General features: G+C 67.6%; 15 protein-coding genes. 5 read left to right on the forward strand and 10 right to left on the reverse strand.

The genetic code is table 11. From position 1 onward, the window contains the following. On the reverse strand, nucleotides 1–694 hold a 694-nt coding region (locus CYU59_RS18215), incomplete at its 3' end, for a DUF222 domain-containing protein (RefSeq protein WP_293001195.1). 75 nt (nucleotides 695–769) lie between these two features. Then, nucleotides 770–2,182: an MFS transporter gene (locus tag CYU59_RS18220; RefSeq protein WP_293001197.1), complete on the reverse strand. Its 1,413-nt coding sequence runs from the start codon at nucleotides 2,180–2,182 to the stop codon at nucleotides 770–772. A 384-nt stretch (nucleotides 2,183–2,566) separates the two neighbouring features. Between CYU59_RS18220 and CYU59_RS18225 the strand changes: the two genes are divergently transcribed. The 3 genes from CYU59_RS18225 to CYU59_RS18235 all read left to right on the forward strand — a co-directional run bounded on the left by CYU59_RS18225 (nucleotide 2,567) and on the right by CYU59_RS18235 (nucleotide 9,372). After that, nucleotides 2,567–5,830, forward strand: a complete 3,264-nt coding sequence (locus CYU59_RS18225) for an arabinosyltransferase domain-containing protein (protein WP_293001200.1) — start codon at nucleotides 2,567–2,569, stop codon at nucleotides 5,828–5,830. Further along, nucleotides 5,827–9,042 carry an arabinosyltransferase domain-containing protein gene (locus tag CYU59_RS18230; protein WP_293001202.1) on the forward strand — a complete coding sequence of 1,072 codons (3,216 nt, stop codon included), beginning with the start codon at nucleotides 5,827–5,829 and terminating at the stop codon, nucleotides 9,040–9,042. Before CYU59_RS18225 ends, CYU59_RS18230 begins: the two co-directional genes overlap by 4 nt. A gap of 102 nt (nucleotides 9,043–9,144) precedes the next feature. Next, nucleotides 9,145–9,372 (forward strand): CsbD family protein, encoded by a 228-nt coding sequence (locus CYU59_RS18235; protein ID WP_293001204.1) that lies wholly within the window; start codon nucleotides 9,145–9,147, stop codon nucleotides 9,370–9,372. A gap of 67 nt (nucleotides 9,373–9,439) precedes the next feature. On the opposite strand, the gene CYU59_RS18240 is transcribed toward CYU59_RS18235, so the two are convergent. After that, nucleotides 9,440–10,015 carry a TetR family transcriptional regulator gene (locus CYU59_RS18240; RefSeq protein ID WP_293001206.1) on the reverse strand — a complete coding sequence of 192 codons (576 nt, stop codon included), beginning with the start codon at nucleotides 10,013–10,015 and terminating at the stop codon, nucleotides 9,440–9,442. Nucleotides 10,016–10,084: 69 nt separating this feature from the next. Continuing rightward, nucleotides 10,085–11,377: a lipase family protein gene (locus CYU59_RS18245; protein WP_293001208.1), complete on the reverse strand. Its 1,293-nt coding sequence runs from the start codon at nucleotides 11,375–11,377 to the stop codon at nucleotides 10,085–10,087. 121 nt (nucleotides 11,378–11,498) lie between these two features. Here CYU59_RS18245 and CYU59_RS18250 point away from each other — a divergent pair, with 121 nt between their 5' ends. Together CYU59_RS18250 and CYU59_RS18255 are read left to right on the forward strand one after the other, a co-directional pair. Continuing rightward, nucleotides 11,499–11,630, forward strand: a complete 132-nt coding sequence (locus CYU59_RS18250; protein ID WP_293001210.1) for a hypothetical protein — start codon at nucleotides 11,499–11,501, stop codon at nucleotides 11,628–11,630. Nucleotides 11,631–11,730: 100 nt separating this feature from the next. After that, nucleotides 11,731–12,219: a hypothetical protein gene (locus CYU59_RS18255; RefSeq protein ID WP_293001212.1), complete on the forward strand. Its 489-nt coding sequence runs from the start codon at nucleotides 11,731–11,733 to the stop codon at nucleotides 12,217–12,219. Here the strand turns inward: CYU59_RS18255 and CYU59_RS18260 are convergent. The 6 genes from CYU59_RS18260 to CYU59_RS18285 form a co-directional block, all read right to left on the reverse strand. Continuing rightward, the gene (locus CYU59_RS18260) at nucleotides 12,216–13,769 is read right to left on the reverse strand and encodes an acyl-CoA carboxylase subunit beta (RefSeq protein ID WP_293001214.1); all 1,554 of its coding nucleotides are present in this window, start codon (nucleotides 13,767–13,769) and stop codon (nucleotides 12,216–12,218) included. The genes CYU59_RS18255 and CYU59_RS18260 overlap by 4 nt on opposite strands. Then, a complete protein-coding gene (gene pks13, locus CYU59_RS18265; RefSeq protein ID WP_293001468.1) occupies nucleotides 13,770–19,040 on the reverse strand; it encodes a polyketide synthase Pks13 in 5,271 nt (1,756 codons plus the stop codon). It abuts the gene before it with no gap. An 86-nt stretch (nucleotides 19,041–19,126) separates the two neighbouring features. Beyond that, the gene (fadD32, locus tag CYU59_RS18270) at nucleotides 19,127–21,019 is read right to left on the reverse strand and encodes a long-chain-fatty-acid--AMP ligase FadD32 (protein WP_293001216.1); all 1,893 of its coding nucleotides are present in this window, start codon (nucleotides 21,017–21,019) and stop codon (nucleotides 19,127–19,129) included. A 320-nt stretch (nucleotides 21,020–21,339) separates the two neighbouring features. Further along, nucleotides 21,340–22,356, reverse strand: coding sequence for a cutinase family protein (locus CYU59_RS18275; protein WP_293001219.1), 1,017 nt, complete (start codon nucleotides 22,354–22,356; stop codon nucleotides 21,340–21,342). A gap of 103 nt (nucleotides 22,357–22,459) precedes the next feature. Continuing rightward, nucleotides 22,460–23,359 (reverse strand): alpha/beta hydrolase family protein, encoded by a 900-nt coding sequence (locus CYU59_RS18280; RefSeq protein ID WP_293001221.1) that lies wholly within the window; start codon nucleotides 23,357–23,359, stop codon nucleotides 22,460–22,462. Between the two features lie 157 nt (nucleotides 23,360–23,516). Beyond that, on the reverse strand, nucleotides 23,517–24,557 hold the full coding sequence (locus tag CYU59_RS18285) for an alpha/beta hydrolase family protein (protein ID WP_293001223.1): 1,041 nt from the start codon (nucleotides 24,555–24,557) through the stop codon (nucleotides 23,517–23,519). Between the last annotated feature and the right edge of the window lie 152 nt (nucleotides 24,558–24,709).

Here is a 24,709-nt window from a genome sequence, read left to right on the forward strand (position 1 = left end):
GCCGGCGAGCTGCCTCGGCGTCCCAGCCGGCCTCGACCAGACGCATAAACGCCTCCACCGTGCTCGGCAGCGGCGGCGTGAGGTGCTCGACGCCCTCGCCGCTGCCACGATCCTGCTTCCACTGGGCCATCAACGCCTCACGATGCGACGCCAGCGCCGCGTCGAACTTCGCCGCTTCGTCGTGCGGAAGCGTGATCCGCCAACACGTGGACTGCTCACGCGAGGTCTTGCTGATCGAGCGCTCGGGTTCTGGCCGAGCGGAATCGGATTCGGGTTGCGGTTCCAACTTCACCGCGGTGCGCAGCTGATGGACCGTCGCGACCTGGGCCAGCTCGGCGTAATGCTCATCTGACCCCTCGCCCGCGTGCACGGCGATGACGCCCACCTGATCCAACGACAGCCGCCCCTCCCGCAGACCGGCCGCACACCGGGGAAACTCCTCGAGCCGCCGCGCCACAGTGGTGATGGTCGCGGCGTTTGCCGATGTCGAGCCCAGCTTCCAGGCCACCAACGCCGCCACCGACCGCGCACCGGTAGCACCGCACAGCTCATCGCGATCCAACTCGGCGACGATCTCCACGATCCGCCCGTCCACCGCGTTGCGCTGCCCGGCCAGCTCCGCCAACTCCTCGAACAACACATCGAGACGCTCAGCGGGGCTGACCGCCGCAACAGGCGACATGGTCACGGACATGACGCAATCATCGCAATCGGGTCCGACAACTTTCGGCAGCCTGATTTCTACGAGACGGCTCCCGCCGCCGACCGGTCAGAAAGCGATCTGCCGGCGACCCGCGCGGAACGCGGTAGCGCAGGCGGTCAACGCCAGCAGGGCGAAAACGGCGAAGGCCCACCTCGCCGCCGAAGCTCCCCCGCCGTCGACCAGGTTCACCACCACGCCGGCCAGCCCGGCGCCGAAGGCACCGAATATCAGCTGTACCGAGTTGATCGCAGTAGCGGCAGCCCCACCCTCGGCGGGGTCGTCGACGTCGCTCATCGCCCATGCCGACAGGTGCGGCCACGCCGCGCCGATGCCGATCCCGACACCCAGCAGAGCGACCGCGCAGACGACGACGATTCCGGCGGTCGCGCCCTGTACGTGCATGATTCCGGCCAACGCCAGACCACCGGCCATCACCAGCGGAGCCGCGATCACCACGCCGACGATCGTGCGTGTCTTGTTCAGCGAACCGCTGCCCAAGCCACTGATCGTCCAGCCCAGCGACAACGCCGCGCCCAGCAGGCCCGCCACGATGGGCCCGAGGTGCGCCAGCCGCTGGCCGAACAACGGCACGTAGAGGTCGACCTTGGTGGCGGCCACCAGTAGTCCCAGCGTCAGGTAGACCCACTTCAGCGGGCCGAAGCCGTAGACGCTGGCGGGTAGCACAGCGGTGTCCATCCGGCGGTCGACGACCAGGAACGCGCCGATCAGCAGGGCGCCGAAGACCAGCAGTCCGGCCGTCGCGAGAGTGTTGTGCGGCACCGAGGCCACGCTGACCGCCAGTGCGGCCGCGCCCAACAGCACCACGGACGGTATCGGGACCCGGGCCGAGTCGCGGTCAGGCTGCTCAGAGCCGTCCACGGTCAACAGGCCCGGCGTGGCGATGCCGATCGCGATGCTCAGCATGGCCAACAGGCCGAACGCCCACCGCCATGCGCCGAACTGCGCGAACAGCCCACCCAGCGCGGGGCCGAGAAGAGCGCCGATTCCCCAGGTCGACGCCGCCAACGCGGAACCTCGACTCCACAATCGGCGCGGCAGTACCGCGTTGATCACCGCGAAACTCAAGCCGCACAGCAGACCACCGGCGAGCCCCTGCAGGAATCGGCCCACCAGCAGGATTTCCATGTTGGGGGCCGCCGCGCAGACCAGGCTGCCGGTAGCCAGGACGCTATAACCACCGAGGTACGCGAGGCCGGCACCGAGACGGTGCAGCAGCGCATTGACCGTCGCCGCGGCGACCACCGACCCGACGAGGTACAGCGTCGTCACCCACGCATAAATCCGCTCGCCGCCGATCTCGTTGATCGTGCTCGGCAGCATGCTGATCGTCAGGAACTCGTTGGTGGAATACAGCACCACGCCCCCGGCGACCACCGCGGTCGTTCGCGAATAGGGGGAACTCCACAACTCACGCCAATGGCCGGTGGTGTTTTGTTGCTGCTCCGTTAAATTCACCACCGCTGACTCACTAAACCATGTTTCGTTCGGCGAGTCGAACGGGCCTGAGGGGTGGGGAGAGGTGCGTTGAGCAGGACTATTCGGGTTTCGCGAGGCATTGACCTGGACCGTCATTGGCCGACTTCCTATGAACTTCATTTGGATCAGGGGAGGACAAATGCCTGTGCCCGCCCTCGGCCGGGTCCAAACCAGGGTCGGCCAACCCCACTTTCGCGGCCATGCAAGGGCGGCACCCGGACCCGGTATTAACGGGCGGTTACGCGCTCGAGGCGGCGACACGGCAAACACGGCCGGTCGGTGTCCAGCGTCGAATACGGAGTCGCGTGCTCAGCGCGCGGCGCGCGCTGCATCGTCAGCGGAAGGGGTCGCCTAACATCGTCCCTCGTGTCCCCCGACGCCAGATCGATCGCCCGGCTGATCGCCATCGTCGCGGGGATCGTCGGCGCCCTGCTGTGCGCGGTGGTCCCGCTGCTGCCGGTCCGACAGACGACGGCGACCGTGCTGTGGCCGCAGGGCCTGAAAGACGGCCACGTCACCGACATCACCGCGCCGTTGGTCTCCGGAGCGCCGCGGGCCATGGACGTCTCCATTCCGTGCGCCGCGATCGCGACGCTGCCCGCCGACGGCGGCCTGGTGGTGTCGACGCTGCCGGTCGCCGGTTTCGAGACCGGCAAGAACGGGCTGTTCGTCCGCGCCAACAAGGACACCGTCACCGTCGCGTTCCGCGACTCGGTCGCCGCGGCGGCCCCCCGCTCGGCCATCGCCGACGGCAAGTGCAGCACGCTGCACATCTGGGCGGACGCGACCGGCGCCGGCGCGGACTTCGCCGGAATACCGGGAGCGGCCGGCCGGCTGGCCCCGGAGAAGAAGCCGGCGGTCGGCGGCATCTTCACCGACCTGACGGTCCCCGCGCAGCCGGGGTTGTCGGCCCGCGTCGACGTCGACACCCGATTCATCGTCGCCCCCACGCCGCTCAAGGCCGCGGTCATGACGCTGGGCGTGCTCGCCGTACTGGTCGCGATCGCCGCGCTGGCCGTGCTGGACCGGCAGTCGGGACGGCGAACGCCCCGCACCTGGCGCCACCTCCTGCAGGCCGGGTTCACCACCTGGCTCGCCGACGCCGCGGTGATCGGCACGCTGCTGCTCTGGCACGTCATCGGCGCGACCTCGTCGGACGACGGTTACAACCTGACCATGGCCCGGGTCGCCGGCAAGGCCGGATACGTGGCCAACTACTACCGCTACTTCGGTACCAGCGAGGCTCCGTTCGACTGGTATCAGTCGGTGCTGGCCCACCTTTCGACGGTGAGCACCGCGGGTGTCTGGATGCGACTGCCCGCGACCCTGGCCGCGATCGGCACCTGGCTGATCATCAGCCGCTACATGCTGCGCCGACTGGGTCCGGGGCGCGGTGGTCTGGCCGGTAACCGGGTGGCGGTGTGGACGGCGGGCGCGGTGTTCCTGGCGGCCTGGCTGCCGTTCAACAACGGCCTGCGCCCCGAGCCGTTGATCGCCCTGGGCACCGTGGTCACCTGGGTGCTCGCCGAGACCTCGATCGCGACCCGGCGGCTGGTGCCCGCGGCCTTCGCGATCATCGTCGCCACGCTCACCGCGACACTGGCGCCGCAGGGTCTGATCGCCGTCGCGGCACTGCTGGCCGCCGCCCGGCCGATCGCACTGATCATCATGCGGCGCAGGGCAACTGACGGTTTACTGGCGCCGCTGGCGGTACTGACCGGGTCGCTGACCCTGATCGTCGTCGTGGTGTTCCGGTCGCAGACGCTGGCCGGGGTCGCCGAGGCGGCGCGGATCAAGTACAAGGTCGGCCCGACGATCGCCTGGTACCAGGAGTTTCTGCGCTACTACTTCCTGACCGTGGAGAGCAACGCCGAGGGCTCGATGTCGCGGCGGTTCGCGGTGCTGATCATGATGCTGTGCCTGTTCGGGGTGCTGGTCATCCTGTTGCGGCGCGGCAAGGTGCCCGGTGTGGCCGGCGGCCCGGCCTGGCGGTTGATCGGGACGACGGCGATCGGCCTGCTGCTGCTGCACTTCACGCCGACGAAGTGGGCGATCCAGTTCGGCGCCTTCGCCGGGTTGGCCGGCGCGCTCGGCGCCGTCACCGCGTTCGCGATGGCCCGCATCGGTCTGCACAACCGCCGCAACCTGACGCTGTATGTGACCGCGCTGCTGTTCATGCTGGCCTGGGCGACGTCGGGGATCAACGGCTGGTTCTCCGTGAACAACTACGGCGTCCCCTGGTACGACATCCAACCGGTGATCGCCAGCCACCCGGTGACGTCGATGTTCTTGGCGCTGTCGATCGCGACCGGACTGCTGGCCGCCTGGCAGCACTTCCGGATGGACTACGCCGGGCACACCGAGGTCGCCGCGACCCGACGTAACCGGGTGCTGGCGTCGACGCCCCTGCTGGTGGTCTCGGTGATCATGGTCTTCGGTGAAGTCGCGTCGCTGGGCAAGGGCGCGGTGCTGCGCTATCCGATGTACACCACCGGCAAGGCCAACTTCTCGGCTATCACTTCGGGGCTCTCGTCGTCCAGCTGCGCGATGGCGGACGACGTGCTGGCCGAGCCGGACCCCAATGAGGGTGTGCTGCAACCACTTCCCGGCCAAAAGTTCGGCCCCGACGGTCCACTCGGTGGCGACAACCCGATCGGCTTCACCCCGCAGGGGGTCGGCGACAACCTGCAGTCCGACCCGGTTGTCACCAAGCCCGGTGTGGTCAACTCCGACGCATCACCGAACAAGCCGAACGCGTCGATCACCGACTCGGCCGGCACCGCGGGCGGCAAGGGCCCGACCGGGGTCAACGGCTCGCAGGCGGCGCTGCCGTTCGGCCTCGACCCGGCCCGCACACCGGTGATGGGCAGCTACGGCGAAAACTCCCGTGCCGCCACCGCTACCTCGTCCTGGTACCAGATGCCCCCGCGCACGCCGGACCGGCCGTTGATCGTCGTCGCCGCATCGGGCGCCATCTGGTCGTACAAAGAGGACGGTGACTTCATGTACGGCCAGTCGCTCCGATTGCAGTGGGGCACAGCCAAACCCGACGGCAGCGTTGCACCCCTCGGGCTGATGTTCCCGATCGACATCGGCCCGCAGCCGGCCTGGCGAAACCTGCGCTTCCCGATGAGCTGGGCGCCGCCGGAGGCCAATGTGGCCCGCATCGTCGCCTACGACCCCAACCTCAGCGAGGACCAGTGGTTTGCGTTCACCCCGCCGCGGGCGCCGGTGACCAAGACCCTGCAGCAGTTGATCGGGCCGCAGCAGCCGGTGCTGATGGACGTCGCCACGGCCGCGAATTTCCCGTGCCAGCGCCCGTTTTCAGAACACCTGGGTGTCGCCGAACTTCCGCAGTACCGCATCCAGCCCGACCACAAGCAGACGTCGGCGTCGTCTAACCTGTGGCAGGCGTCGAAGTCCGGCGGACCGTTCCTGTTCACCCAGGCGCTGATGTGGACGTCGACGGTGCCGACCTACCTGAACGGCGACTGGTACCGCGACTGGGGCCAGGTGGAGCAGTACCACCGGTGGCTGCCCGACGACGTGGCGCCGATCGCCGCCGTCCAGCAAGGCAGTAGCACTGTCTACGGCTGGAGCCGACAAGGACCGATTCGAGCACTGCCGTGAGCACCTTCAACGCGCCCAACGGCGACAACGTCAAAGCGACCCGCTGGGTCGCCACCATCGCGGGGCTGATCGGCTTCCTGCTGTCGGTGGCCACCCCGCTGCTGCCGGTCGTGCAGACCACCGCCGACCTGAACTGGCCGCAGAACGGTCAGCTCACCAGCGTCACCGCGCCGCTGATCTCGTTGACACCGGTCGATTTCCACGCGCAGGTGCCCTGCGAAGTGGTGCGGGGCATGCCGCCGAACGGCGGCGTGGTGCTGGGCACCGCGCCACGAAAAGGCAAGGACGCCAACCTCCAAGCGCTGTTCGTCGTCGTCGGCAAGCAACGGGTGGATGTCACCGACCGCAATGTGGTGATCCTCTCGGTGCCACGCGAGCAGGTGGTTGGAACCGCTGGCGCCCCCGGGTGCTCCCGCATCGATGTCACCTCGACCACCGCCGGGACGTACGCCACGTTCGTCGGGCTCAAGGACCCCGGTGGCAAGGAGTTGCGCAGCGGTTACCCGGACCCGAACCTGCGGCCGCAGATCGTCGGAGTGTTCACCGACCTGACCGGGCCCGCGCCTCCGGGCCTGACGATGTCGGCCACCATCGACACCCGCTTCTCCACCACGCCAACCACATTGAAGCTCGCCGCGATGGTCGGGGCGATCCTGGCGACCATCGTCGCGCTGATCGCGCTGTGGCGGCTCGACCAGTTGGACGGCCATCGGATGCGCCGGTGGATCCCGGCGAACTGGCGCACCTTCACGCTGGCCGACGCGACGATCACGTCCGGATTCGTGCTCTGGTGGGTGATCGGCGCCAACTCCTCGGACGACGGCTACATCCTCGGCATGGCCCGGGTCGCCGACCGCGCCGGCTACATGTCGAACTACTTCCGCTGGTTCGGCAGCCCCGAGGACCCGTTCGGCTGGTACTACAACCTGCTGGCGCTGATGACCCATGTCAGCGATTCGAGTCTGTGGATTCGGTTGCCGGACTTGGTCGCCGGGCTGGTGTGCTGGCTGCTGCTGTCCCGCGAGGTGCTGCCCCGGTTGGGACCGGCGGTGACCAAGAGCAAGGCCGCGAACTGGGCCGCCGGGCTGGTACTGCTGACCGCGTGGATGCCCTTCGACAACGGCCTGCGGCCGGAGCCGATCATCGCGGTCGGCTCACTGATCACCTACGTGCTGATCGAACGGGCCATGCGCTACAGCCGGCTGACGCCCGCCGCGCTGGCCGTGGTGACCGCGGCGTTCACCCTCGGCGTGCAGCCGACCGGGCTGATCGCGGTCGCCGCGTTGGTGGCCGGTGGCCGCCCGATCCTGCGAATCCTGGTGCGACGCCACCGGGTGGTCGGCACCTGGCCACTGGTGGCGCCGATGCTGGCCGCAGGCACGGTCATCCTGCCCGTGGTGTTCGCCGACCAGACATTGGCAACGGTGTTGGAGGCCACCAGGATTCGCACCGCGATCGGGCCCAGCCAGGCCTGGTACACCGAGAACCTGCGCTACTACTACCTGTTCCTGCCGACCGTCGACGGTTCGCTGTCGCGCCGGTTCGGTTTCCTGATCACCGCGCTGTGCCTGTTCACCGCCGTGTTCATCCTGTTGCGGCGCAAGCGGGTTCCCGGCGTGGCCCGCGGCCCGGCGTGGCGGCTGATGGGCGTCATCTTCGGCACGATGTTCTTCCTGATGTTCACCCCCACCAAGTGGGTGCACCACTTCGGCCTGTTCGCCGCGGTGGGTGCGGCGATGGCGGCGTTGACGACGGCGCTGGTGTCGCCTGCGGTGCTGCGCTGGTCGCGCAACCGGATGGCGTTCCTGGCCGCGACGGTGTTCGTGGTGGCGCTCTGCTTCGCCACCACCAACGGCTGGTGGTACGTGTCCAGCTACGGCGTCCCGTTCAACGCGGCGATGCCGAAGATCGCCGGAATCAGCGTCCATGCAATGTTTTTCGCGCTGTTCGTCGCGGTCGCGATCTACGCTGCCTGGCTGCACTTCGCTTCCCGCGACCGCGGTGAGGGACGGGTGGCCCGCGCGCTGACGGCGGCCCCGGTCCCACTGGCCGCCGGGTTCATGGCTCTGGTCTTCATTGCTTCGATGACGATCGGGATCGTCCGGCAGTACCCCACCTTCTCCAACGGCTCGTCGAACATCCGGGCCTTCGCCGGTGGCTGCGGCCTGGCTGACGACGTTCTGGTCGAACCGGACACCAACGCCGGATTCATGCAGCCCAAGCCCGGTGCTTTCGGCGACCTCGGCCCCCTGGGCGGCACCAACCCGGTCGGCTTCACACCCGACGGCGTGCCGGACCACACCGTCGCCGAGGCGGTGGTGATGCACCCGAACCAGCCCGGCACCGACTACGACTGGGACGCACCGACCAAACTCAAGACGGCCGGCGTCAACGGTTCGACCGTGCTGCTGCCGTATGGACTTGACCCGCAACGAATTCCGGTTCTGGGCAGCTACACCACCGAGGCGCAGCAGCAGAGCAAGCTGGCCTCGGCCTGGTATCAGCTGCCGCCCGCCGACGACGGGCATCCACTGGTGGTGGTGACCGCCGCGGGCAAGATCGAGGGCAACAGCGTGCTGCACCACCACACCGAGGGGCAGACGGTGGTGCTGGAATACGGCCGGGCCGGCGCCGGTGGCGACGTGGTGCCCGCCGGACGACTGGTGCCCGACGACCTCTACGGCGAGCAGCCGAAAGCGTGGCGGAACCTGCGGTTCCCACGTTCCGAGATCCCCGCGGACGCCGTTGCCGTCCGGGTGGTCGCCGAAGACCTGTCCCTGACGCCGGAGGACTGGATCGCGGTGACGCCGCCGCGGGTGCCCGAGTTGCGATCGGTGCAGGAATACGTCGGGTCGACGCAGCCGGTGCTGCTGGACTGGGCGGTCGGGCTGGCGTTCCCGTGCCAACAGCCGATGCTGCATTCCAACGGTGTCACCGACATTCCCAAGTTCCGCATCACGCCGGATTACACGGCGAAGAAGATGGACACCGACACCTGGGAGGACGGCGTCAACGGCGGTCTGCTGGGCATCACCGACCTGTTGCTTCGCGCCCACGTGATGGCTACCTACCTGTCCCACGACTGGGCCCGCGACTGGGGCTCGCTACGCAAGTTCGACACCCTGGTCGACGCCCAGCCCGCACAGCTGGATCTCGGCACCGCCACGCACTTCGGCTGGTGGTCACCGGGCAAGATCAGGATCAAACCCTAACCACAAAAGCGTGATTCGGTGAGGACAGTCACATCACGTTGAGTCTTCTGCGGCACCGGGTAGGGATTCCTCATCCCCATTCCCGAGCAGAGAGGAACAGTCGTGACCAGCGGACCCCAAGCTGCCGTTCTGGGCGTCGTCGAGGACGTCGTCGGTAAGGCAAAAGAGATCGTCGGCATCGTGACAAACCGCGACGGCCTCCGTGAGGAAGGCCGGGCCCAGCAGGACAAGGCCAAGGCCCAGCGCGACGTCGCCAAGAAAGAGGCCGAGGCCGAGGCCTCACGCGCCGCCGAGAAGGCGGCCGAGGCCCGCCAGAAGGCTGCCGAATAACCCACGAACCAGGCTGGGCGGCAAGGACTTCGGTTCTTGTCGCCCAGTTTTTTCATGAGCGGACCCGTCACGCCGGATCACCGACCGCCTCGATCAGCCCCTGCAGCACCCGGGCGAGGTGGCGATGGTCGTCGAACGCGCTGACGCCGCGGACGAAGCCCATCATCACGCCGTCCATGAAGGTCAGTAGGGCCAGGGTCTGATCCTCGACGAGATCCGGGTCGAGGACTTCGCCGAGATCCTGCCAACTCGTAACCGCCTGCCGCGCAAGGGCGGTGAAGAAAGCGATCGTCTGCTGCAGCGTTTCGCTCAGCACCGGGTCGCGACTCGACTGCAGCGCCAGCTCGAACCGAGCCCGGGTACGGGTGAGCCACGGATCGTGCGATGCCTTCATGACGATCTTTGCCAACTCACTGATCCTGGGCGTGGCGCCGGCTTCGCGGCCTACCTTCTCGGTCATCGTGGTCAGGTCGGCCAGGTCGAGTTCGGTGATGCGGGCCGCGATCGCATGCAGCAGCGCCTCGCGCGTCCGGTAGTACGCCGAGGTGGTACCGGGCGGCATCCCCGCGCGGCGGTCGACCTCGAGGTGAGTCAGGCTGCGCGCCCCGCCGCGGCCCAGCACGTCGAGCGCCGCGTCGCACAAATCATTGCGGCGCTGCTGCGGACCGGACCGGCGGGATGTGGTGATGCACCTATTAAACGGCGCGGCGGTTCAGAACGTCCCGCAGTTCGGTCCGGTTGGCTCGCCGTTGAACCGTGCCGCGATCCACTGCATGGCCGGCTCACCGTCGACGAGCATGGGTAGCGCATGGTTGATGATCAGCTTGTTCAAGAACGGCGGTTCCTCGTTGGTGCGAAATTCCACGTCGGCGCTCTTGGCGCACCAGTCCCGCCCCAGCTGATTCGCGGCCGTCCACGGGACCAGCGGGTCGTACCGGTTGCTGTTGATCAGCACCGGTGCGTTGGGTTTGTACCGCCCGAGTTTCTGCTCGTCGAACAGCGTCTTGAACGGCTCCTGCTCGACCAGCTGGTAGATGTCCTCGGTGAAGTAGGGCTGCAGATGCCGGAACATGAAGTCGATCAGCGTCTGGCTGACACACTGGCGCGACACCGACTCGAGCATGGCCAGCCCGCGCGGTGTCATCTTCGACCGGATGGCATCAGCCGCTTCCGGGTAGGCCGCCATCACGCTGTTCAGCGCGTAGCCGACGACGCCGACAAGGACGCTGCCGTCGGCGTAGGGGAAGAGCTCCTTGAGGTCGGCGGGCGGGGCCCCGGCGTAGGTGCCGACCAGGTGTAGCTCCGGCGCGTAACGCGATGCCAGCTCGGCCGCCGACGCCGTCGCTCCACCGCCCTGCGAGTATCCCCAAAGTGCGACTGGCCCATGCGGTTCCAGTGATGTTCCGGGAAGCCGCTGCGCCGCGCGGGCAGCATCGAGCACCGCTTGGCCCTCGGCGACCCGGCCGACATAGGTGTGCATGGTCGAGGTGCCCAGGCCCTGGTAGTCGGTCATCACGATCGCGAATCCACGAGCAACCATCGTCGCGACGAACAGCTCCTCGTAGTTGAACATGATGTCCCAGCCGCCCGAGTAATGGATGCCCTGGTTGAACATCCGCGACGGGGCGCACTGGTTGCCCTGGCCTTGCGTGCCGGGTGCGTAGCTGATCAGCGGCCGCGGTCCTTTGCCCGGCCAGTCGTTGTACGGCTCGAAGTAGGTGCCGGTCACCGCGATCGGATTGCCACGAGTATCGGTGCTGCGGTACATGATTCGCGTACCGGTCGCCATGATGGCGCCCAACTGGCCGGACGGTTCGAGCACCAGACGCGACGGCTCGGTGCGGATCAGGTCGCCCGGCTTGCCGGCCGGCAGCGGATCCGGGGGCAGGTAAAAGTCCGCATATCGCGGCTCGTCGCCGGTGTCGGCCGCGGCCGGGCGCGCACCCCACAGCAGCAGCGGCGCGAGCAACAGGACAGCCAGGGTCAACACCCTCCAGCGATGCATGCGCGCACGCTAACAGCGTCGTTATCTCGTCGTGACCACTTTTTCTATATTTGTAGAAGATTGCTGACTGGTTCGGCTTCCGTCATCAGGGGTACGCACAGGCGAATGGAAAGAGGTCACCATGCGCGCTGAAGAAGGCGACGAGTCGATCGGCGAAATGGCCGACGAAGCGGCCAAAGCGAAGAAAGAACTTCGGGATTCCACCAAAATCGGTGAGAAGGTGCAAAAGCATCAAGAGGGTGCCGAAAACTAGCACCTGACGGTGTCCCCCGTCACATCACCGCATCCCATGTAAGCGAACTCTCCCTCGTCCGACGTGGTGTGTTCACCTCGTCGAACGGATAATTGACAAAATGTCACTAAGGATTTCTGCCCTGGCATGCTGCGCGCTGCCCACCGTCCTTGCGCTGGGTGCCTCGGCGGGTCTCGCCGGTGCCGAAGCCGGCACGCTGGTCCCTTTGCGCGGCATCCTGCGCTCGTGCGACTTCAGCCCCATCCCCGACTTTGCGTCGACCAACAGCGGTACGGCCTCGGCGCTCGTCCACGCCGGTGGCGGCGCGGTGACGGCTGACATCCACTTCGCCGAAGCCGGCGAGCCCGGCGCCCACTTCGACGTCCAACTCATTCAGCTGCCGCGCCCCGCGAATGCACCCTGCGACGGATCCGGACCTGGTGTGTCGGTGGGCACGCTGGACACTGACGGCGCAGGCGTCGGCAACACCAGCGTGAGCGGTCGGCTCTCTTCCGGGGCCACCGGCGCGTGGGTGTTCATCCGGCGGCCGAGCCCGCGGTCGCAGAGCCCGGCCGAGTTCTACACCTCGGACTTCGTGGTCAAGGTCTAGATCGGCGTCAGGCCGTGCTTGCGCTGCGTGCGCCAGTGAATCTGCTTCTCCCGCAACAGGTGTAGCGATTTGCGCAGCAGCAGCCGGGTTTCGTGCGGCTCGATCACGCCGTCGATGTAGCCGCGCTCGGCTGCGATCCACGGGATCGCCATGTTGAGGTTGTACCCCTCGATGAAGTCCTTCTTGATCTGCTGCACCTCGGGCGCGGTCGGGTCGGGGAAGCGCTTCACCAGCAACTGCGCGGCGCCGTCCGCTCCGATCACCGCAATGCGCGCGGTGGGCCAGGCGAAGTTCAGGTCGGCGGACAGCTGCTTGGAACCCATCACCGCGTAGCCACCGCCGTAGGCCTTGCGGACGACGATCGTCACCTTCGGCACCTCGGCCTCCACGATCGCGTTGAAGAAGCGACCACCGCGTTTGATGATCCCGTTCTTCTCCTCGGTGACACCCGGCATGGCACCTGGGGTGTCGACCACGAAAACCAGTGGCAGATTGTAAGAGTCGCAGAACCGGATGAAGCTCGACGCCTTGTCCGAGGCCTCGCTGTCGACCGCACCGGACATGAACATCGGCTGATTGGCGATCACACCGACCGATCGGCCGTCGACCCGGGCAAAGGCGGTGATGATCGCCGGGCCACGCTGGTCGGCGATCTCGAAGACGTCACCGTCGTCGAAGATGCGCAGCAGGATCTCGTGCATGTCGTAGGCGGTGTTGTCCGCATCCGGGACGATGGTGTCCAGCTCGAGGTCGGTCGGGGTGATCTCCGGCTCCAGACCAGGGTTGACGATCGGCCCGTCGCCAAATGTGTTGTCCGGCAGGAACGAAAGGTAATCGCGCACATACTGGAATGCCGCGGCCTCGTCTTCGACCACCTTGTGGATGTTGCCGCGCTGCGCCTGCACGTCGGCGCCACCCAGCTCGTCGAACGTCACGTCCTCACCGGTGACGTCCTTGATCACGTCGGGCCCGGTGATGAACATGTAGCCCTGGTCGCGCACCGCCACCAACAGGTCGGTCTGGATTGGCGAATAGACCGCCCCGCCAGCACATTTGCCCAAGATGATAGAGACCTCGGGCACCATGCCACGCAGCATCTCGTGCCGGCGGCCCAACTCGGCGTACCACGCCAGCGAGGTCACTGCGTCCTGGATCCGGGCACCGGCGGAGTCGTTGATACCGACGATCGGGCAGCCGACCATCGCGACCCAATCCATCAGCTTGGCCACCTTGCGGCCGAACATCTCGCCGACCGAACCCTGGAACACCGTCTGGTCGTGGCTGAACACCGCGACCGGGCGGCCGTTGATCCGGGCGTGACCGGTGACCACACCGTCGCCGTACAGCGCGTTCGGGTCGCCGGGCGTGCGAGCCAGGGCCCCGATCTCCAGGAAGCTGCCCGGGTCGACCAGAGCGTGGATCCGGGCGCGGGCGCTCGGGATGCCCTTTTTGTCACGCCGGGCGATCGCCTTCGGATCACCAGGTTCCTTCGCCAGTTCCAGCTTCTCGCGTAGTTCGGTCAGCAGCTCGGCGGTGGTCTTGGTGGTCACTTAGCCCTCTTTCTGCTCGGCGTGAATCTTGTTGAGCGCCTGGGTCATATGCGCACCGACTTTGGCGATGATCGGCTCGTCGATGGCTTGGATGTGCTCGCCGCCGATCGGCACCACCTCGAGGTCGGCCACGTAGTCGCCCCAACCGCCGTCCGGCTTGCGGATGGCGTACGCGGGCTCGAACGTGATCGCGTCGTCGTGATAGCGGTCGGCCATGTACAGCGTCACGTGGCCGTCGTAGGGCTGGTACTCGGCGGTGTCGATCGCCCGCTGGTCCAGATACGACGTGCGCTGGTGCTCGATGATCCCGCCGGGGATCTGCACGCCGGCCTGCTGGACGGCTTCCAGGACGAACCTGACCTGTCCCTCGTCGTCGAGCGATTCCAGCGTCTCGTACGGGATCGGCGGCACCTCGACGTTGAAGGTCCGCTCGGCGAACTTCGCGTAGCGGTCCCAGCGCTTGCGGGTCTCTTCCTTGGTCTGCAGGATCGGCTCGCCCGGCATGACCGCGTCGATCAGCCCGACGAACGGCACGTCGCAGCCCTGCTGCTTGAGACCGATCGCGCAGGCGTAGGCCAGTGCGCCACCGAGCGACCACCCGGCCAGGATGAACGGCCCGTCGCCACCGAGCTCACGAAGCTTCGGAACGTATTGCGCCGCACGCTCTTCGATGGTGCCTTCGACACGCTCGAAGCCGTACATCGGGATGTCTGCCGGCAGGCGGTTGAGCAGCGGCTCGTAGACCACCGTCGACCCGCCCGCGGCGTGGAACACGAAAACCGCAGGCTTGGTGGAACCTTCGGGCCTGGGCCGGATCGTGCGGACGAACCCGTCGATCTGGCCGGCCTCCAGGAATTCGCGCACCGTGCTCGCGAGTTCCTCGATGGTGCCGGCGGCCCTGACGTCGTCGACGGTGATGGTGCCCTCCGCGCGCTCCGAGAGCCGATCCGCCAGCTTGGTGGCGGCGGCGTCGTCGAGCTCAGGCAGCGCGTTGAAGATGCCGCCCGGCGACTTGCCGGTGACGATGGCCCACGTCGCAAAGGTGACCCGCTCCGCGGCGTCCCGGGGTGGGATATCCGAATTGAGCGCTGCGGCAACCGCTTCGGAGTTGAGCGCCTGAGCGGCACCGGCCAGGTTGGGCGGTGCTGCGCTGCTCGGGCCGGACGGATCGGTCGGCGGCGGCGGGATGGTCGACGCGGGCTCCGGGCTGGGCTCGGCCTGGGTCTCCGGTTCGGCCTGGGTCTCCGGTTCGGCCTGCGGATCCGGCGCCGGTGCGGCCAGCGACGCCGGGGTCGCGCCGGACAGTATCGCGGCCTGCTCGGCGGCGATCTCGTCGGCGGTCTGCGTCTTCTGGCGCTCGTGCAGCTCCTGCACCTCGTCGCGGTGCTCCACCGCGTACTCGATCAGCTTCTCGACGTTGTAGAGGTTGGCGTCGCGTACTGCCTGCAGTTGGATCGGCGGCATGTCGAAGTCGTACTCGACGCGGTTCTTGATCCGGACGGCCATCATGGAGTCCAGGCCGAGCTCGACCAGCGGGACCTCCCAGGGCAGGTCCTCCGGCTCGTAACCCATCGCCATCGACACGATGGAGGCCAGCCGATCACGAATCGTCTCACCGGAATCCGGCGACCAGCGCTTGATCGCGCCGAGCTGTCGCGCGGTCAGGCTGTCGGTCACCGTGCCCGCTTTGTCCGAATCCTCCTCGACCGGCTCGGCAACCGGGGCAGCCGCGGGGGTTGGCGCGGCGGTGACGGTCGGCGCGATCGCCGCACCGGCGCCCACGGCCGTCGGCAGCACCGACGCCTGGCCGGCTCGTGACACCAGCGCGTCGTAGACCAGCGTGAAGGACTCGTCGATCCGCGCGTGGATCTGCACCGCGGCGCCACCGGGATGGCGGGTCAGCGTGGTGACCAGGCGGGCACCGTCGGCCGCGACCGCGCGCTGCTCGGAAGCCGTCAGCACTGCATCCGGAAGAACCTGTGTCGCAGCGGCTTTCACCAGGGCAGCAAGGTCGGTCTCGCCGCGCGGCGCGTACTCCCACACGTGCCGGCTGTCGGGTAGGGCCACGTGCGTGCCGGGCATCAGCACCGAGCCGTCGCCGGAGAAGTGCGCGTCGAGCCAGTGCTCCTTGCGCTTGAACCGCGTGGGCGGGACGTCCGCAAAATCCTCAGGTCCCGAAGCGCGGGTGAACAGCGTGCGGATGTCGAGGTCGTGGCCGTAGACGAACAGCTGTGCCATCGCCGAGATCATCGACTCGACGTCGTCCTGCTTGCGAGCGAGCGTCGGAATGAGTTGCGCATCAGGCAATCCCGCGGCCGCGGTGGTCAGGCCGATCTGCATCAGGGCGACCGGGTTGGGCGCGAGTTCCAGGAACGTGGTGTAACCGTTGTCGACGGCGTTGCGGACGCCGTGGGTGAAGTACACCGAGTGGCGCATGCCCTTGATCCAGTAGGCGACGTCGTGGATCGGCTCACCGTTCGGCCGGACGTAGGTGCCCTCGTGCACGGTCGAGAAGATGCCGACGTTCGGGCTGTTGGGCGAGATACCTTGCAGCTCAGCGGAGAACTCGCCGAGCAACGGGTCCATCTGCGAGGTGTGGCCGGCGCCCTTGGTCTGCAGTTTGCGCGCGAAGCGGCCCTCGGCCTCCGCCCGGGCGACGATCGCGTCGATCTGATCCGGCGGTCCGCCGATGACCGTCTGGCTGGGCGCGGCATAGACGCACACCTCGAGAGCGGGGAAGTCGGCGAAGACGGTCTTGAGTTCGTCCGCGGAATACTCGACGAGCGCCATGAACCGGATGTACTCACCGAACAGCATCGCCTCGCCCTCACCCATCAGGTGCGAGCGGGAACAGATCACCCGCGTGGCGTCGGCCAGCGAGAGGCCACCGGCAAAGTAGGCGGATGCGGGTTCACCCAGCGACTGACCAACCACGGCAGCGGGTTTGGCGCCGTGGTGCTTGAGCACCTCACCCAGCGCGATCTGAATCGCGAAGATCACGACGTTGCTGGTCTCGATGCCGTAGTCGATCGAATCGTCGAGGATCAACTCGAGGATCGAGTAGCCCCGCTCGTCCTGGATCAGAGCGTCGACCTTCTCGATCCACTCGGCGAAGATCTCGTTGCGCAGGTAGAGGTTCTTGCCCATCTTGCGGTGCTGTGCACCGAAACCGGCCATCGCCCAGACCGGTCCGTTGGTGACCGGACCGTCGGTGCTGAAGACGTACGGCTTCTGCTTGCCTTCGGCGATCGCGCGCAGGCCCTTGACGGCCTCTTCGTGGTCGTGGGCCAGCACCACCGCGCGTGAGCGGCCGTGGTTGCGGCGCGACAGCGCCCGCCCGATCGACTCCAGCGACGACGCCTGTCCCTCAGGCGATTCGATCCAGTCGGCGAGCTCGGCCGCGGCGGCCCGCTTACGCGAGGTCAGGAACGCCGACACCGCCAGCGGCACGACCGGGGTCGGGACCTCTTCCGCCGCAAGCTCTTCCCGCGCGATCTCCCTGAGACGCAGGGCCTCGTCAGTGATGCCGGGCAGCTCGTAGGAGTCCTCGAGCGGCTTGTGGTCGTCTTCGATGAACTCGCCGTACTCGTCGAAGCGCATGCCGCCGATCAGTTCGACGTGCTCGTCGGCGGCCGGCGCCTCGGGCGTCTTCTCCAGTTCCGGCTCGGGCTCGCGTTCGACGACGTCGCGGGGCAGCACCTCGCGCAGCACCAGGTGTGCGTTGGCGCCACCGAAGCCGAAGCCGGAGACACCCGCGACGGCGTACCCGCTGTAGCGAGGCCAGTCGGACACGGTGTCAAGGACTTTCAGATGCGCGGCATCGAAATCGATGAAGGGGTTGGGGCCGGCGTAGTTGATCGACGGTGGCAGCTTGTCGTGGTGCAGCGACAGCACCATCTTGGCCAGGCTGGCCGCGCCGGCGGCCGACTCCATGTGTCCGACATTGGTTTTCACCGCGCCGAGCAGTACCGGCTTGTCGGCGGAACGGCCACGACCGATCACCCGGCCCAGGGCCTGTGCCTCGATCGGATCGCCGAGCACGGTACCGGTGCCGTGCGCTTCGACGTAGTCGATGGTGCGGGGGTTGATACCGGCGTCCTTGTAGGCCCGGCGCAGCACGTCGGCCTGCGCGTCCGGGTTGGGCGCGATCAGTCCGTTGGAGCGACCGTCGTGGTTGGTGGCGCTTCCGGCGATCACCGCGAGAATCTGGTCGCCGTCGCGGCGGGCGTCGTCGACCCGCTTGAGCACCAGCATCGCCCCGCCCTCGGAGCGGACGTAGCCGTCGGCGTCCGAGGAGAAGGACTTGATCCGGCCGTCGGGTGAGAGCACCTGGCCGATCTCGTCGAAACCGAGTGTCACGGCGGGAGTGATCAGCGCGTTGACTCCACCGGCCATCGCCACGTCGCATTCGCCGTTGCGCAGCGCCTGCACCGCCTGGTGCGTGGCGACCAGCGAACTCGAGCAGGCGGTGTCCACCGCGACCGACGGGCCGTGGAAGTCGAAGAAGTACGAAACCCGGTTCGCGACAATGGAACTCGCGGTGCCTGTGATGGCGTACGGGTGCGCGACGGTCGGGTCGGACATCGCCAGATAGCTGTAGTCCATCACCGAAGTGCCGACGTAGACGCCGACGGATTCGCCGCGCAGGCTGGAAGCCGGGATGCGGGCGTGCTCGAGGGCTTCCCAGGTGAGCTCCAGCGTCATCCGCTGCTGTGGGTCGATGTTGTCGGCTTCGGTCTTGGACAACGCGAAGAACTCGGAGTCGAAGCCCTTGATGTCGCTGAGGTAGCCGCCGCGGGTGCGGGCCTTCTTGATCGCCTCGGCCAGCCGGGGTTCGCCCATGAACTCCGACCAGCGGCCCTCGGGCAGCTCGGTGATCGCGTCGCGGCCCTCGAGCAGCGCGGCCCAGGTCTGGTCGGGGGTGTTCATGTCGCCGGGCAGCCGGGTGGCCAGTCCGACCACCGCGATGTCGACGCGTTCGACCGGCCCGGTGCGCGTCCAGTCGTCGTCGGCGGTGCCGGTCTGGTCGAGTTCGGGGTCGCCTTCGACGATCCAGGTGGCCAGCGACTCGATGGTGGGATGCTCGAACGCCGCCGCGATCGACACCGTGACACCGGTGGCGTCCTCGATGTCGGCGGCCATCGCGACCGCGTCACGCGACGACAGACCGAGCTCGACCATCGGCGTCGCCTCGTGGACCGCGTCGGGTGACTGACCGGTGGCAGTGGCCACCCAGTTGCGCAGCCACTGCCGCACCTCCGTGATGGACATCTCGGTGCGAGCCGGGGCGGCTCCGGCACCAGGTGCTTCGTCGCCGGCGGGTGCGTTTTCGGTATCGAGCTCAGTCATGTTGTCGCTCAGTCAGTTTGGTCGGGGTAGGCGTTCGGGCCGGTGGTGCCGCTGCGCAGGCTGCCGTCGATGTAGGCGGCGCGGCAAGCGCGGCGGCCGATCTTCCCGCTGGAGGTCCGCGGAACCGATCCGGACTGCACCAGCAGCACGTCGCGCACGGTCACACCGTGCCGCACGGCGATGGCCGCCCGGATGTCGTCGGCGATCGGCTGGTAGTCCAGCTTGTGCGCGCCCGGTGCCCGCTCGGCGACGATCACCAACTGCTCGGAGGTGTCGTCCTTGTCGAATTTCAGCCCGGCGTGCGGGTTTTCGAAGACCGACGCCGGCAACTGGTTGGTCGGTACCGAGAACGCGGCAACGTAACCGGTACGCAGGGCCCGGCTGGCCTCCTGCGCGGAGTACTCCAGATCCTGCGGGTAGTGGTTACGTCCGTCGATGATCACCAGGTCTTTGACGCGACCGGTGATGTAGAGGTTGCCCTTGTAATAGGTGCCGTAGTCGCCGGTCTGGACCCAGGTGCCGTCGTCGGCGGCGCCCTCGGCGTGCGACTGGTCGATACGCGATTTCAGGATGTTGCGGAAGACCTCGGTCGACTCCGCCTCGCGCCGCCAGTAGCCCTGGCCCATGTTCGGGCCGTGCAGCCAGATCTCACCGATCTGACCGTCGGGCAACTCGGTGGCCGTCTCGGCGTCCACGATGACCGCCCACTCGTCGACACCGACCTGGCCGGCGGACACCTGGGTGACCGCAGTGGGCGAATCGGCGTCCACCTCGACGAAGGTGTGGCTGTTCAGCTTGTCCCGGTCGACGTAGACGACGGTCGGGCCCTCGTCCATCGGTGTGATCGAGACGAACAGCGTCGCCTCGGCCAATCCGTAGCAGGGCTTGATCACGTTGGTGTCCATCCCGTACGGGGCGAACGCGTCGGTGAATTTGCGCATCGACGCCACCGAGATCGGCTCGCTGCCGTTGAGCAGGGCCTTGACGTTGGACAGATCCAGTGGCGGCTCGTCGTCGCGGGGCAGGCCGCGCAGCGCGGCATGCTCGAACGCGAAGTTCGGGGCCAGCGAGTAGGTGGGGCCGTCGTCACCGGCGACACCGGCCAGCGCGCGCAGCCAGCGGCTGGGCCGGCGCACGAACGCCGCGGGCGTCATGAAGGTGTTGTGCTGGCCGAGCATCGGCCCGAGCATGATCGTGATCAGGCCCATGTCGTGGAAGAACGGCAACCAGGTGACACCGCGATCGCCTTCGTTGCCCTCCAATGCCTGCAGCACCTGAACGCAGTTGGTGGCCAGGTTCGCCTGGGTGACCTCGACGCCGGTCGGGGTGCGGGTCGAACCGGAGGTGTACTGCAGGTAGGCGATCGCGGTGGCGTCGACCTGGCTCGGGTCCCAGGTGGACTCGACCTCCTTGGGCACCGCGTCGACGGCGATCACCCGTGGGCGTTCCTTGGCCGGTCGGCTGCGGAAGAACTTGCGGACACCTTCGGCGGAGTCGCTGGTGGTCAGGATCGCGGTCGGCTCGCAGTCGTCGAGAACCGAGTGCAACCGGCCGACGTGGCCGGGCTCCGACGGGTCGAACAGTGGCACACCGATCCGGCCGGCGTAGAGGATGCCGAAGAAGCCGACGACGTAGTCGAGGTTCTGCGGGCAGAGGATGGCGACCCGGTCACCCGGCTTGGTGACCTGCTGCAGGCGGGCGCCGACGGCGCGGTTGCGCGCGGCGAACTCCGACCAGGCGATGTCGCGGGTGACCCCGTCGCGCTCGACCGAGTAGTCCAGGAACCGGTAGGCGAGCTTCTCGCCGCGAACTTTCGCCCACTTCTCGACGTGGCGCACCAGGTTGGCGTTGTCGGGGAACGTGATCCTGCCGTTCACGACGAACGGATTGTGGTAAGCCATGCCGCTCTCTCTTTCACCACGTTTGCTCGGGTTAAGTGCGTGTGAGCCCCGTCGAAAGGCTCGGGTCGACCTGCGCGAACACCGCGCTCTCACCCTCGTGGGGCGGTCGCGGACGGCAAACCTCCCAGAGGCTACCGAAGCATGCTGAGCATCTCGAACAGCATGGACACGACAGGACGACCACAGTTGCTCTTAAATTCCTCTTAATGTTAGAGGGCGGCGCGCCGCCAACCAAATCTGAAGGTACGCCTTGTCGGAACTGTGACCTGTGACGCCGTGCCGAAGAAGTTTCAGCCGGCCCGCTTCAGCTGTGTTTGGACTCAGCCATGTTTTGGATGGGGGGCGTTCTCGATCGTGCCGTGCGCCCAATTCAGCGTCCACTCCGTCGACGGCAGACCGTCCAGACTCCAGAACTGGGTGGTTCCGTAGAGCGCGTGCACCGGGGCGCCGGCTCCGCCGGCCAGGATGTCGAGTGTCCTGGGCAGGTTCGCCAGGCTGAACGCTTCCGGCGGGGCGGCGCAGATCAGGTCGCCCGCACCGCAGATCTCGTTGGTCCTGTCGTTGAGCGCGCCGAAACCGCCCGGCCGCGGGCCCGTCATCGTCAGACCGAGGGTGGACAGCACCGGCACCTCGTGCAGGATGATCTCGGCGCCTTCGCCGGGCGGATTGGGTCCGATCTCCTGCCCCACCCCTTGCTGGCGCCGACCATCGGCGATCAACGTCACACCGAGCACCAGGTCGTCGTCCACCGGCCCGCGGCCGTTGCCGACGTCGCTGGCGATGTCACCGGCGATGACCGCCCCCTGCGAGAACCCCACCAGCACGTAGCTGGTCAGCGGGCATTTGACGTTCATGTCCGTCATCGCCTTGACCGCCGCGCGGGTGCCCTCGGCCCGGCTGTCGTTGTAGGACATCTGCGGGTCGCCACCGAGCGGGTTCCGGAACTGGGCGGTGTAGGGCACGGTGTAGGTCTCGACGCGGGCGGAGTTGAACTGCTCGCGGATCGGGCGGGTGACGTTGAGCAGCAACGCCTTCGGGAACTGGACCGGGTTGAGCGGGTCGTCCTGCAACGACGACTCCCAGGTGCCGGGAATCGAGATCAGCTGCACGTCGGGGCAGCTGGAGTCCTGCGACGCCGGCCGCGGCTTGTGCGGGCGGGCGGACCCGCTGCTGGTCGGGGGCACGATGCTGGGGGGCACCGCGGTGGGCACGGCCTGCCGCTGCCGAAGCATGCCGACCACGACCAGGATGACCAGCCCCACCACCAGTGCCACCGCGGCGGCGGCGGTCAACGCCAGGATTCGACGACGGCGTTTCCGCCGTGAGTTCACAGCCATGGTCTCCTGCTAGCAGAGTCGGTCGGTGGCACAGCCGACAGACCCGGGGCCGTCGAGCTTTCGTTCACGGTACCGGGTCGCGACCCGGTGACCGGCTGACCAGCTAGCGGATGGCCCCGACGATGTCGCCGGACATGGCGCCCAGCTGCCCGCTCCACGAGCCCCAGTCGTTGCTGCCGCCGCCGGGGAAGTCGAAGTGGCCGTTGTGTCCGCCGACGTTGCGGTACTCCTGGTAGAAGAATCGCGCGCCGGCCATCGCCTCACCGGCCTGGCCGATCATCGCGGCGGCGTCGCCACCCATGTTGGTCGGGCTCCAGACCCAGATGCGGGAGTTGTTCTGTGCCAGCAGCATCGCGTGCACCTCGGGGTCGTGCCACTTCCAGCGACCCAGCTGCGGGGCGCCCCACATGCCGTTGCCGTCGACACCGCCGAACTGCTGCAGGCCGGCCAGAATCGCTCCGTTCGAGGTCGTGTTGGACGGGTAGAGGAAGCCCGACAACGAGCCGGCGAAGCCGAACCGGTCGGGGTGGAAGCAGGCCAGTGCCATCGCGGCGTATCCGCCCTGCGACGCGCCGACGACGCCGTGGCCGCCGGGGGCCAGGCCCTTGTTAGCGGCCAGCCAGTCCGGCAACTCCTGCGACAGGAAGGTGTCCCACTGCTTGCTGCCGTCGCGCTCCCAGTTGGTGTACATGCTGAAGGCGCCACCGGCCGGCGCGGCCACCGAGACACCCTTTCCGGCGAGCGTGTTGAAGGCGTTTCCGGCAGTCGCCCAGTTGCTGACGTCGGGCGCGGCGTTGAAGGCGTCCAGTAGGTAGACCGCGTGCGGTCCACCGGCCATGAACTGAACCGGGATATCGCGGCCCATCGCCGCGGAGGGCACCATCAGCGTCTCGTAGCCGGCGGCGCGTGCCGCGCTCATGTGCGTCCCGATGAGGCCGCCGACCGTCAACACGGCCGCGCACAGCAGCCGTAGCAGCCTGAACTGCACTGACAGACTTCTCATCCCAGACCTCACTTGTCGCTCAACCGCCGATTGGAGGGCTGCGGATCGCCCCCGGTTCCGCAAGGTAGCTAATCACACCCGGTTGGACGCCGACGCCAGAAACGGCGAACGGCGACGACCCCGCAAGGTCGTCGCCGTCTGCCGTGCTGTTGTCAGATCAGGTGTGCTGGCCGGTCGCCGCAGCGGCCGGAGCACCCACCCCTGGGCCTGCGCCCGGGGTAGCACCGAGAGTCGCCTGCAGGTCGGGCAGCATGGCGTGCAGCTGCGCTCCCCAGTACGGCCAGTCGTGCGTGCCGTTGGCGTCGAAGTGGAACTGCGCGTTGTGACCGCCGGCGGCGTTGTACGCGTCCTGGTACTTGATGTTGCTGGTCCGCACGAAGCCCTCGAGGAACTTGGCCGGCAGGTTGTCGCCACCCAGGTCGGACGGCTTGCCGTTACCGCAGTAGAGCCACAGACGCGTGTTGTTGGCGACGGTCTTGCCGACGTTCAGGAGCGGGTCGTTACGAGCCCAGGCCGGGTCTTCCTTCGGGCCCCACATGTCGGCGGGCTTGTAGCCACCGGCGTCACCCATGGCGAGGCCGATCAGCGACGGGCCCATGCCCTGCGACGGGTCGAGTAGACCGGAGAACGCACCGACCTCGATGAACTGCGCCGGGTGGTAGTTGGCCAGGTTCAGCGCCGAGGCGCCGGCCATCGACAGACCGACGGCAGCGCCACCGTTCTGCTTGACGCCCTTGGAGGCGAGGAAGGCGGGGAGCTCGCTGGTGAGGAAGGTCTCCCACTTGTAGGTCGAGCAACCGGCCTTGCCGCAGGCCGGCTTGTACCAGTCGGTGTACCAGCTGGACTGTCCGCCGACAGGCATGACGAGCGACAGCCCGGACTGCAGGTACCACTCGAAGGCGGGGGTGTTGATGTCCCAGCCGTTGAAGTCGTCCTGCGCACGAAGACCGTCGAGCAGGTAGACGGCGGGCGAGTTGGCGCCACCGCTCTGGAACTGGACCTTGATGTCGCGGCCCATCGCTGCAGAAGGCACCTGCAGGTACTCGACGGGCAGACCCGGCCGGGAGAATGCACTGGCGTCGGCGGTCTGGCCCACCGCGCCGATCAGGCCCGGCAGCAGAGCCGCAGCAGCGGCCCCGATCGCGAGCCGGCGTGGCAACTTGCTTGCCACACCGCGAAACCTGTCAACAAGCCTCATTCTTGCTTCCTCATTCATTGTCGGGCCCAACATTGTGGGTCGGACTGCATGCCCTATTACTCAGCTTCTCAGGGTGCCGCTTCTTGGCCCGCGTCGTTGCTGAGCTCGCCGGCCTGAGTGTCCGGTTCTCAGCAAGTCATTCGGACCCGCAT

The organism is Mycobacterium sp. (assembly GCF_002863225.1).
Classification (GTDB): Bacteria; Actinomycetota; Actinomycetes; order Mycobacteriales; family Mycobacteriaceae; genus Mycobacterium.

What these genes read in the sequence shown, in the direction of transcription:
- pks13 (WP_293001468.1), bottom strand. Translation starts at nt 19,040, where the DNA reads ATGTCCATCACGGAGGTGCGGCAGTGGCTGCGCAACTGGGTGGCCACT.
- CYU59_RS18245 (WP_293001208.1), bottom strand. Translation starts at nt 11,377, where the DNA reads ATGCATCGCTGGAGGGTGTTGACCCTGGCTGTCCTGTTGCTCGCGCCG.
- CYU59_RS18285 (WP_293001223.1), bottom strand. Translation starts at nt 24,557, where the DNA reads ATGAGGCTTGTTGACAGGTTTCGCGGTGTGGCAAGCAAGTTGCCACGC.
- CYU59_RS18255 (WP_293001212.1), top strand. Translation starts at nt 11,731, where the DNA reads ATGTCACTAAGGATTTCTGCCCTGGCATGCTGCGCGCTGCCCACCGTC.
- CYU59_RS18275 (WP_293001219.1), bottom strand. Translation starts at nt 22,356, where the DNA reads ATGGCTGTGAACTCACGGCGGAAACGCCGTCGTCGAATCCTGGCGTTG.
- fadD32 (WP_293001216.1), bottom strand. Translation starts at nt 21,019, where the DNA reads ATGGCTTACCACAATCCGTTCGTCGTGAACGGCAGGATCACGTTCCCC.
- CYU59_RS18250 (WP_293001210.1), top strand. Translation starts at nt 11,499, where the DNA reads ATGCGCGCTGAAGAAGGCGACGAGTCGATCGGCGAAATGGCCGACGAA.
- CYU59_RS18280 (WP_293001221.1), bottom strand. Translation starts at nt 23,359, where the DNA reads ATGAGAAGTCTGTCAGTGCAGTTCAGGCTGCTACGGCTGCTGTGCGCG.